This window comes from Chloroflexaceae bacterium, from assembly GCA_025057155.1.
Taxonomy (GTDB): Bacteria; Chloroflexota; Chloroflexia; order Chloroflexales; family Chloroflexaceae; genus JACAEO01.
In genome coordinates, this window is the sequence record JANWYD010000083.1 from 1 (window position 1) to 753 (window position 753).

The 753-nt window shown below is 66.4% G+C and carries 1 protein-coding gene; it reads right to left on the reverse strand.

The genetic code is table 11. The features are described from left to right. A partial coding sequence (locus tag NZU74_20375) for a cryptochrome/photolyase family protein (protein ID MCS6883685.1) occupies positions 1–753 on the reverse strand: 753 nt, incomplete at both ends.

Sequence of the window (753 nt, forward strand, 5' to 3'; positions counted from 1 at the left end):
TGGTGGGTGTAGCCGGTCTCCAGCGCGCTGCGCAGGACGTGGCGCAGACAGTTCATCTCCGTTTCGCCCGTCCAGAAGAATCCAGGCAGCGGGCGCGTTGCTCGCCAGTGATTGCTTCGCGCCAGCTGCGGCATCAGCCGCCAGTACTGCCAGTACATGTACTCGCGCCAGCCGATGACCTGTCGTACAAATCCCTCAACCGAGTTGAGCCGGGCACGGCCCGCGTGGTAAGCGTCCACCGCTGCCCGCGCCATCTCCAGCGGGTCTAGCAGACCGATGTTGATGTACGGCGACAGCACGGAGTGATACAGCGTGCGATGGCGAGCCGTCATCGCATCTTCGTACGGGCCGAACAGGTCAAGCCGGTGGGCGATGAAGTCGTCCAGGGCGGCGCGGGCCTGCGCATGCGTTACGGCGTAGCCGAAGTTGGCCGCCGAGCCTAGCCCGTAGCCTGCCGCTTCGACTTCAGCCATCACCTGCCGCGTGAGGGCATCCGGCGGGAAGCGGAGCGGCGCAGGCGGCGCGGCGTCCTTCGGCAGAGGCCGGCGGTTCTCGCGGTCGAAGTTCCACTGCCCGCCGACCGGCGCCTCACCGTCCATCAGCAGGCCGAAGTGCCGGCGCATGGCGCGGTAGAAGTTCTCCAGGATGACCTTTTTGCCCGGCGCGGGAAAGGGGTTATAGCGGCCCGTCAGAAACTGTGTGTTGGGGAGGACGACGACCGGCAGGCCGAGCACGGCTTCAGCCTTTTGTGTC